The sequence below is a fragment of the Cupriavidus sp. 05T313 genome, assembly GCF_056396665.1.
Map to the genome: position 1 here is coordinate 1 of NZ_JBFTLX010000490.1, position 1,672 is coordinate 1,672.

General features: G+C 52.7%; 3 protein-coding genes. All 3 read left to right on the top strand.

Going from position 1 to position 1,672, the window contains the following annotated elements:
• The coding region (locus AC1DKD_RS41125) for a JmjC domain-containing protein (RefSeq protein WP_477144735.1) at positions 1-421 on the top strand (421 nt) is incomplete at its 5' end.
• Positions 422-484: 63 nt separating this feature from the next.
• Positions 485-943 (top strand): cysteine peptidase family C39 domain-containing protein, encoded by a 459-nt coding sequence (locus AC1DKD_RS41130; protein WP_477144736.1) that lies wholly within the window; start codon positions 485-487, stop codon positions 941-943.
• A 6-nt stretch (positions 944-949) separates the two neighbouring features.
• Positions 950-1,672: ABC transporter transmembrane domain-containing protein (locus AC1DKD_RS41135; protein WP_477144737.1), on the top strand; the 723-nt coding region annotated here is incomplete at its 3' end.

Sequence of the window (1,672 nt, forward strand, 5' to 3'; positions counted from 1 at the left end):
TCCTTTGCCTGGGCAGACGAGCAAGAACTACAAGCACTGCCGACCGGCGGAGCCAGTGCTTGATGTGGTTCTTGAGCCCGGCGATGTTCTTTACGTTCCACGAGGGTGGTGGCACTCCGCGACCCCCCTCGGTGAGCCAACGTTTCATATTGCCGCTGGAGTTCACACCATAAAACTGATCGACTACATAAAATGGATTTCAGAAAACTCCTTAATGGATAGAGAGGAAATGCGCTCGTCTGTGCGGAGTAATGCACTTTCTTCGCCGGTAACAGGAGAATTGCTCTCTGTTCTGGCGAGCGAAATGAGGAGCGAGGAAAACTGGACGCGCTTCATGAGGTCCGTCTCCGGCGAGAAACTCAGTGCATCGGGGATAGACATCTCAGGGTTCGTGGGACGATGGCATTCCAGGCGAACATAGAAAGCGACTTCACAGCGCTAGATGCGGGTTTTGCGCCGAGGCCGATCAGACTACTTTTTCCTCATGTCTACATATCTCCAAACCACCGCAACTGAATGCGGGCTAGCGTGCCTAGGCTACGTTGCTGCCCACCATGGGCGAGTTCTCTCGATGAACGAGCTGCGCGCTAGGTTTGTCGTCTCGATGCGAGGCATGAGTTTGGCAGACCTCGCACGGCTCGGCAGCGCAATCGGGCTAATAGCCAGACCGTTGCGGCTAGAAATGCATGAGCTGACGGAGCTCACTTTGCCGTGTGTGCTTCACTGGGACATGAGTCACTTTGTTGTCCTAAAGCGTCTTTCGCGCGGGAAACTGACTATCTTCGATCCCGCTTGCGGCGAGCAGCAGCTACCAATGAGTGTGGTGAGTAAACATTTCACCGGCATTGCATTAGAACTGTCTCCGGCTCCGGACTTCGAGCCAAGACTGCCCCATCCCGCGATTGGATGGCGTCAACTAGTTGGACGTCTCAATGGGCTGTGACGTAGTTTGGGGCAGATTTTCCTGCTTGCGGCTAGTCTTCAGCTTGCATTACTTATTTCCCCCTTATTTACCCAATGGATCGTCGATGGTTCCATTGTTTCTGGGGACATGGGGTTGTTATGGGTGCTCGTTATCGGGGCCGTACTCACTACCCTTATAAAGGTGGGGCTAGAACTGGCTCGCGGCTGGTTGGGTATCGTGATTTCCGTGCAATTCGGCACACAGTGGGCTGCTCGTGTCATGAAGCATTTGCTCCACCTGCCAACCCAGTGGTTCGAGGTGCGTCATTCAGGTGATATCATTTCGCGCTTCCAATCGACGCAGAGCATCCAGCAGACAGTGACAGGCAAGCTGGTTGAGATCATTTTAGACGGCCTGTTCGCGCTAGTGACACTCGTTGTTATTCTCGTTTACAGCCCAGAACTAGGTGTCATAGCTATTGGCGCTGTCATTGCATACGCCGCAATACGAATTCTTCCGCATGGAGCATATCATCGGTCAAGCGATGAAGTGATGACCCATGAGGCAAAGGCACAGACTCATTTCCTCGAGAGCATCCGGGGGATTCAGGTGATAAATCTGATGAGCCTTGAGGATGTACGTATTTCTAAATGGTTTAATGCTATCACTTTGGCAGCCAATCGGCGCGCAAAAAATCAAGAACTCGCCCTGTCGTTTAACGCCGGGTATAACTTGGTTTTCGGGATCGAGAGCATTGCGGTATTGGGT

Excerpts from the sequence above, each read along its gene's own strand:
- AC1DKD_RS41130 (WP_477144736.1), top strand. The coding sequence starts at position 485 with ATGTCTACATATCTCCAAACCACCGCAACTGAATGCGGGCTAGCGTGC.